General features: G+C 73.2%; 5 protein-coding genes and 1 pseudogene. 5 read left to right on the top strand and 1 reads right to left on the bottom strand.

Annotated features, from left to right (window positions below):
• The 5 genes and pseudogenes from GV126_RS36595 to GV126_RS20915 all read left to right on the top strand — a co-directional run.
• Positions 1-230 (top strand): annotated as a pseudogene (locus tag GV126_RS36595) (hypothetical protein); the annotation flags it as partial.
• Complete coding sequence (locus GV126_RS20930; RefSeq protein WP_438947857.1) at positions 230-2566, top strand: bifunctional polysaccharide deacetylase/glycosyltransferase family 2 protein; 2337 nt, start codon at positions 230-232, stop codon at positions 2564-2566. The pseudogene GV126_RS36595 and the gene GV126_RS20930, both read left to right, overlap by 1 nt.
• Entirely contained in the window at positions 2563-3741 is a 1179-nt protein-coding gene (locus tag GV126_RS20925) for an acyltransferase family protein (protein ID WP_201299858.1), read from the top strand. The genes GV126_RS20930 and GV126_RS20925 overlap by 4 nt, the downstream gene beginning before the upstream one ends.
• Positions 3742-3862: 121 nt before the next feature.
• Entirely contained in the window at positions 3863-5224 is a 1362-nt protein-coding gene (locus GV126_RS20920; RefSeq protein ID WP_159669066.1) for a nitrate/nitrite transporter, read from the top strand.
• A 99-nt stretch (positions 5225-5323) separates the two neighbouring features.
• Positions 5324-6484, top strand: a complete 1161-nt coding sequence (locus GV126_RS20915) for a uroporphyrinogen-III synthase (RefSeq protein WP_159673933.1) — start codon at positions 5324-5326, stop codon at positions 6482-6484.
• On the opposite strand, the gene GV126_RS20910 is transcribed toward GV126_RS20915, so the two are convergent.
• Positions 6433-6939 carry an ATP-binding protein gene (locus GV126_RS20910; protein ID WP_159669063.1) on the bottom strand — a complete coding sequence of 169 codons (507 nt, stop codon included), beginning with the start codon at positions 6937-6939 and terminating at the stop codon, positions 6433-6435. The genes GV126_RS20915 and GV126_RS20910 overlap by 52 nt on opposite strands.
• Positions 6940-7115 lie beyond the last annotated feature (176 nt).

Genomic DNA, 7115 nt, shown 5'->3' with positions numbered 1-7115 from the left:
GTGGAACCGGAACCCGTGCCGCCGGTTCCGGTTCCACCGCGCCCGGCAGCGTCGCCCAGGGCCCCGGCGACCCGGTGCCCGTCACCACCGGAGCAGGACCGGGACCCACCACGGCCCCCGGCCCCACGACGGCACCCGGGCCCACCGCCGCGCCGGGCTCCACCGGGGCACCGGACGCCCCGGCCGGCACCGGGGCACCGGCCCCGGCCTCCCCGGGGGTCGCCGCCTGATGGCCCGCACCCGCCGGACGCCCGCGGCCCACGGCACCCACGCCGCCGGCGCCCGCACCCGCCGCGGCGCGGGCAGGCCCGCCCGCGCCCGCCGCTCGCCGCTGAAGCTCCCGCTGCGCCTGCTGGTGCCCGCACTGCTGCTCGCCGCGCTGATGGCGATGCTGATGCTGCGGGGCTACACGCACAGCGAGATCCTCGCCGACCACCGCGTCCGCCCCGAGGCCGCCACCGACAAGGTGCCGCAGCGGATCCTCGACGGCGGCCCCGTCATCGACACCCGCCACGGCCGGGCCACCAGCCTGCGCGTGCCCGACCACCGCCTCGTCCTCACCTTCGACGACGGCCCCGACCCGACCTGGACGCCGAAGGTGCTGGACGTGCTGAAGAAGCACCACGCCCACGCGGTGTTCTTCGTCACCGGCACGATGACCTCGCGCTACCCGGACCTGGTGCGGCGCATGGTCGCCGAGGGGCACGAGGTGGGCCTGCACACCTTCAACCACCCCGACCTGTCCTACCAGTCCACGCGGCGCATCGACTGGGAGCTGTCGCAGAACCAGCTCGCCATCACCGGCGCGGCGGGCGTGCGCACCTCGCTGTTCCGGCCGCCGTACTCCTCCTTCGCCGACGCCATGGACGACCGGTCCTGGCCGGTGGCCCGGTACATCGGCAGCCGCGGCTACATCACCGTCGTCAACACCGTCGACAGCGAGGACTGGCGCAAGCCGGGCGTGGCGGAGATCGTCCGCCGGGCCACACCCGAGGGCGGCAAGGGCGCGATCGTCCTCATGCACGACTCCGGCGGCGACCGCCGCCAGACCGTCCAGGCCCTCGACCGCTACCTGCCCGAACTCCAGGCCCGCGGCTACCGGTTCGACAACCTCACCGAGGCGCTCGGCGCCCCCAGCGCGCTCACCCCGGTCACCGGCGCCGACCTGTGGCAGGGCAAGGCGTGGATCCTCCTGGTGCGGGCCGCGGACGGCCTCACCGACGCCCTGGGCGTCTGCCTGGCCCTCGTCGGCGGCCTGGTCATCGCCCGCTTCGCCCTGATGCTGCTGCTCTCCGGCGCGCACGCCCGCCGGGTGCGCCGCCGCGGCTTCTCCTGGGGGCCGCCGGTCACCGAACCGGTGTCGGTGCTGGTCCCGGCGTACAACGAGGCCAAGTGCATCGAGAACACGGTCCGTTCGCTGGTGGCCGGCGAGCACCCCATCGAGGTCCTCGTCGTGGACGACGGCTCCTGCGACGGCACCGCCGACCTCGTGGAGTCCCTGGACCTGCCCGGGGTGCGCGTCGTGCGCCAGCGCAACGCGGGCAAGCCCGCCGCCCTCAACCGCGGTATAGCGAAGGCCTCGCACGACCTGATCGTCATGATGGACGGCGACACCGTCTTCGAACCCTCCACCGTCCGCGAGCTGGTGCAGCCCTTCGCGGACCCGAGGGTCGGCGCGGTGGCCGGCAACGCCAAGGTGGGCAACCGCGATTCGCTCATCGGCGCCTGGCAGCACATCGAGTACGTGATGGGCTTCAACCTCGACCGCCGCATGTACGACATCCTGCGCTGCATGCCGACCATCCCCGGCGCGGTCGGCGCCTTCCGCCGCTCGGCCCTGGAACAGGTCGGCGGCATGAGCGAGGACACCCTCGCCGAGGACACCGACATCACCATGGCCCTGCACCGCGCCGGCTGGCGCGTCGTCTACGCCGAGAACGCCCGCGCCTGGACCGAGGCGCCCGAGTCCGTCCAGCAGCTGTGGTCCCAGCGCTACCGCTGGTCCTACGGCACCATGCAGGCCATCTGGAAGCACCGCGGCGCACTGCTGGACCGCGGCCCCTCCGGCCGGTTCGGCCGCGTCGGCCTGCCCCTGGTCTCGCTGTTCATGGTGGTGGCCCCGCTGCTGGCCCCCCTGATCGACCTGTTCCTCCTCTACGGCGTGGTCTTCGGCCCCACGCAGAAGACGGTGATCGCGTGGCTGGGCGTCCTCGCCCTCCAGGCGTTCTGCGCCGCGTACGCCTTCCGCCTGGACCGCGAACGCATGACCCACCTGATCTCGCTCCCGCTCCAGCAGATCCTCTACCGGCAGCTGATGTACGTCGTGCTGCTCCAGTCCTGGATCACCGCCCTGACCGGCGGCCGGCTGCGCTGGCAGAAGCTGCGCCGCACCGGCGCGGTGGAGGCGCCGGGAGGAGCGGCGCCGCCGCGCGAGCGGGTGGACGCGATGAGCGCACGTACCCACCCGGTGAGCCCGGGCGCGGACCCGGTGCGCGGCACGGCGGACGCATGGGGCGGGAGCAGCGGCCCGGTGGGCGGGACGACGGAGCGGAGGCCGGTGGGATGACGCAGACCCTTCCGCCGGAGGCCGCCGCCGGGCGTGCCCCGGCCGCCGGCCGCGACCGCTACCTGGACCTGCTGCGGGCCCTGGCCCTGTTCCGGGTGGTGCTCTACCACCTGTTCGGCTGGGCCTGGCTGACGATCCTGTTCCCGTCGATGGGCGTGATGTTCGCGCTGGCCGGCTCCCTGATGGCCCGCTCCCTGAACCGCCCGGCGCTGAGCGTGATCAAGGGCAGGCTGCGCCGGCTGCTGCCGCCGCTGTGGGCGTTCGGCGCCGTCCTGCTGCCGCTGATGCTCGTCGCCGGCTGGAACCCGGCGAAGGACCCGGACCTCGGCGGGGTCACGGGCCTGGTCAAGCTCCTGAACTACGTGGTCCCCCTCGGCGCCCCGCCCTACCCGGAGCAGCTGGGCTCCGCCTCCGGCCTGCTGGACCCCACCTGGGCGGACGACGCGGCCGGCCCGCTGTGGTACCTGCGCGCCTACCTGTGGTTCGTCGTCGCCTCACCGCTGCTGCTGTGGGCGTTCCGCCGCGCCCCCTGGCCGACGCTGCTCGCCCCGCTCGCGCTGACCGCGGTGGTCGGCACGGGCGTGGTGACGATCCCCGGCGAGACCGGCAACGCGGTGACGGACTTCGCGGTGTACGGCGGCTGCTGGGTCCTCGGCTTCGCCCACCAGGAGGGCGTGCTGAAGGAGGTCCCCCGCTATGTGGCGGTCTCCTGCGCGGCGTTCCTGATGGCGGCCGGCCTGTGGTGGGCCTCCGGCCACCGGGGCCCGGACGGCTGGGACCTCAACGACATCCCTCTCGCCCAGGCGCTGTGGTCCTTCGGCGCGGTGGTGATCCTCCTGCAGTACGCCCCGTCGTGGCGGGAGCTGCCGGGCCGGCTGCGCCGCTGGGACGGCCCGGTCACCCTGGCCAACAACCGCGCGGTCACGATCTACCTGTGGCACAACCTGCTCATCACCGCTACGGTCCCGATCCTCGATCAGGTGTACAAGCTCCCGTTCCTGCGGAGCGACGCCGCGGTCGCCGCGCTGGACGCGACCAACGCCGTGTGGATGTTCGTCCTGGTGTGGCCGCTGATCGCCGCGGTGGTGCTCGCCTTCGGCTGGATCGAGGACCTCGCCGCACGGCGCCGACCGCGGCTGTGGCCGAACGGCAAGGGCCGGCGGGCGCCCAGGTGACCTCTCACCGCCGCGCCCCGCGCGGTGAGAGCATCGTTCCCTCGCGGTCACGCACAGCCACGGAGCGGAAACGCGCTCTGCGTAGCGTCGGGCCAGTCGCTCAGCGCACCGTGGAGGTGTCATGGCAGCCAGCCGCAGTCGAGGCCGTTGGATCGCGCACTGGGACCCGGAGGACGAGACCTTCTGGGAGGACACGGGCAGGAGGATCGCGTACCGCAACCTGTTCTTCTCGGTGCTCTCCGAGCACATCGGGTTCTCGATCTGGACCCTGTGGTCCGTCCTCGTGCTGTTCATGGGCCCCGAGTACGGGCTGACGCCGGCCGACAAGTTCCTGCTGACCTCCGCGGTGACGCTGGTCGGGGCGATCGCGCGGGTGCCGTACACCTTCGCCGTCGCCCTGTTCGGCGGCCGGAACTGGACGATCGTCTCCGCGGGCCTGCTGCTCGTCCCCACGATCGCCGCCTTCGCCGTCATGCACCCGGGCACCTCCTTCGCCACCTTCCTCGGAGTGGGCCTCCTCGCGGGTATCGGCGGCGGCAACTTCGCCTCCTCCATGACCAACATCAACGCCTACTTCCCGCTGCGGAAGAAGGGCTGGGCGCTCGGCATGAACGCCGGCGGCGGCAACGTCGGCGTGGCGGCGATCCAGCTGGTGGCGCTCGCCGTCATCGCGGCGAGCGGCGGGCCGCGCGTCCTGCTGGGCATCTACATCCCGCTGATCGTCGTGGCCGCCGTGTGCGCCGCGCTCTTCATGGACAACCTGGCGACGGTGCGGAACGACACCGGCGCGGCCCGGGACGCCGCCCGTGACGCGCACACGTGGATCATGTCGTTCCTGTACGTCGGCACCTTCGGCTCCTTCATCGGCTACAGCTTCGCCTTCGGGCAGGTGCTGACGACCCAGTTCGGCCGGACTCCCCTCCAGGCGACGTACCTGACCTTCATCGGCCCGCTGCTCGGCTCGCTGGTGCGGCCGGTCGGCGGCCGGCTCGCGGACCGCTACGGCGGCGCCCGCATCACCCTGTGGAACTACGTCGCCATGGCCGCCGCGACCGCCGGGCTGATCGCCGCGAGCATGGTCACGTCGCTGCCGCTGTTCGTGATCGTCTTCGTCGCCCTGTTCGTGCTGAGCGGCCTGGGCAACGGCTCGACGTTCAAGATGATCCCCGGCATCTTCCAGGCGAAGGCGCTGGCCAGGGGCCTGGAAGGGGAGGAGGCCGTGGCGTACGGCCGCCGCCTGTCCGGTGCCTCCATGGGGCTGATCGGCGCGGTCGGGGCGCTCGGCGGGGTCGGCATCAACCTCGCCTTCCGCCAGTCCTTCCTCTCCTCCGGTTCCGGCACCGGAGCCTTCGTCGCCTTCCTCGCCTTCTACGGCGTGTGCTTCGCGGTGACCTGGGCCGTATACCTGCGTCGCCCGGCGGGGCAGGCTGCGACTACGGTGAGGACGGAGACGAAGCCGCAGCTCGACTACGCCGAGGTGTGACGTAACACCGGCGCAATGCGGCCGAACCGAGCCTGTCACGCGCCGTTGACAGGCTCGGACGTCGGCGGTGCCGGTCAGCTAGGAGAGTCCATGTCCTCCGTGTACGACGAAGAGCAGCAAGCCGGGCGGCCCGAGCAGGGGCCGCTGGCCGGGTTCACCGTGGGCGTCACCGCCGCGCGCCGGGCCGACGAACTGGGCGCGCTGCTCCAGCGGCGCGGCGCCTGCGTCGTGCACGCGCCCGCCCTGCGGATCGTGCCGCTCGCCGACGACAGTGAACTCCTCGCCGCCACCAAGGAGATCATCGACCAGGTGCCCGACGTGGTCGTCGCCACCACCGCGATCGGCTTCCGCGGCTGGGTGGAGGCGGCCGAGGGCTGGGGGCTGGGCGAGGCGCTGCTGACCCGGCTGCGCCAGGCCGAGCTGCTGGCACGCGGACCCAAGGTCAAGGGCGCGATCCGCGCCGCCGGGCTGACCGAGGAGTGGTCGCCCACCTCGGAGTCCATGGCGGAGGTGCTGGACCGGCTCCTGGAGCAGGGCGTGGACGGCAAGCGGGTGGCCGTCCAGCTGCACGGCGAACCGCTGCCGGGTTTCGTGGAGTCCCTGCGGGCCGCCGGGGCCGAGGTGGTCGGGGTGCCCGTCTACCGCTGGATGCCCCCGGAGGACCCCGGACCGCTGGACCGGCTGCTGGACGCCGCCGTCACCCGCGGCCTGGACGCGCTCACCTTCACCAGCGCACCGGCCGCCGCCTCGCTGCTGGCGCGGGCCGAGGAGCGGGGGATGCTGCCTGAGCTGCTGGAGGCGTTCCGGCACGGTGTCCTGCCCGCGTGCGTCGGCCCGGTCACCGCGGTGCCGTTGCAGGCGCGGGGCGTGGAGACGGTGCAGCCGGAACGGTTCCGCCTCGGCCCGCTGGTGCAACTGCTCTGCCGCGAACTGCCCGCCCGTGCCCACCCGTTGCCCGTGGCCGGCCACCGCCTGGAGGTCCGCGGCCACGCGGTGCTGCTCGACGGGGACCTCAGGCCCGTACCCCCGGCCGGGATGGCCCTGCTGCGCGCCCTGGCCCGGCGCCCCGGCTGGGTCGTCTCCCGCGCCGACCTGCTGCGCGCGCTGCCCGGCGCGGGCCGCGACGAACACGCCGTGGAAACGGCGATGGCCCGCCTGCGCACGGCCTTGGGCGCCCCCAAGCTGATCCAGACGGTCGTCAAACGCGGCTACCGACTGGCCCTGGACCCGGCGACGGAGGGCAAGTACGCGCAGGAGTAGGCGTCCTCGCCGCGCCCGCCCACCTCGAACCACAGCAGCTTCCCGGCGCCCCGGTCCAGCGGGCCGGACCGCAGGGGCCAGCTGCCCCAGCAGTCCGCGTACTCCTGCACGAGCCGCAGCCCGCGCCCGCCGTCGGCGTCCGCCGGGGCGGGCGCGACCCGGTCCCAGGGCGGCTCCCCGAACGGCGCCGGGATCCGCGGGTGACTGTCCCAGACCCCGACCCGCAGCCGCCCGTCCGCGAGCGCGGTCAGCCGTAGGGAGGCGGGGCCCCGGGTGTGCCGGTAGGCGTTGGTGACCAGCTCGGAGACCAACAGCTCCACGACCTCGACCAGTTCGTGTCTCCCATGGCTGCCGAGGGCCGCCCGTACGGTCATACGTGCGACGCGTGCCGCGCGCGGATCATGAGGCAGGCGAAGGGCGTACACCCAGGTGTCGGGCAGGGATACGGTGCCCATGGAAACCTCCGACGAGAGAAGGGACACGAACGCGCTCAACTGCCACGCCGGGCGGTGGCTTTGCCCGGGGTAGGTGCGCTTCCGGCTTATGGGCGTGGGGGGTTGGGCGGTACGGGATTACCGTAGGGCAGATGGTTAGATGCATCTAACGGAACTTGTTATATGTGTCCATTCTT

The sequence above is a fragment of the Streptomyces mexicanus genome, from assembly GCF_902506575.1.
Classification (GTDB): Bacteria; Actinomycetota; Actinomycetes; order Streptomycetales; family Streptomycetaceae; genus Streptomyces; species Streptomyces mexicanus.
The sequence above is the reverse complement of the archived record's forward strand: the minus strand, read 5'-3'. Positions and strand labels throughout refer to the sequence as shown.

Excerpts from the sequence above, each read along its gene's own strand:
- GV126_RS20930 (WP_438947857.1), top strand. The coding sequence starts at position 230 with ATGGCCCGCACCCGCCGGACGCCCGCGGCCCACGGCACCCACGCCGCC.
- GV126_RS20925 (WP_201299858.1), top strand. The coding sequence starts at position 2,563 with ATGACGCAGACCCTTCCGCCGGAGGCCGCCGCCGGGCGTGCCCCGGCC.
- GV126_RS20920 (WP_159669066.1), top strand. The coding sequence starts at position 3,863 with ATGGCAGCCAGCCGCAGTCGAGGCCGTTGGATCGCGCACTGGGACCCG.
- GV126_RS20910 (WP_159669063.1), bottom strand. The coding sequence starts at position 6,939 with ATGGGCACCGTATCCCTGCCCGACACCTGGGTGTACGCCCTTCGCCTG.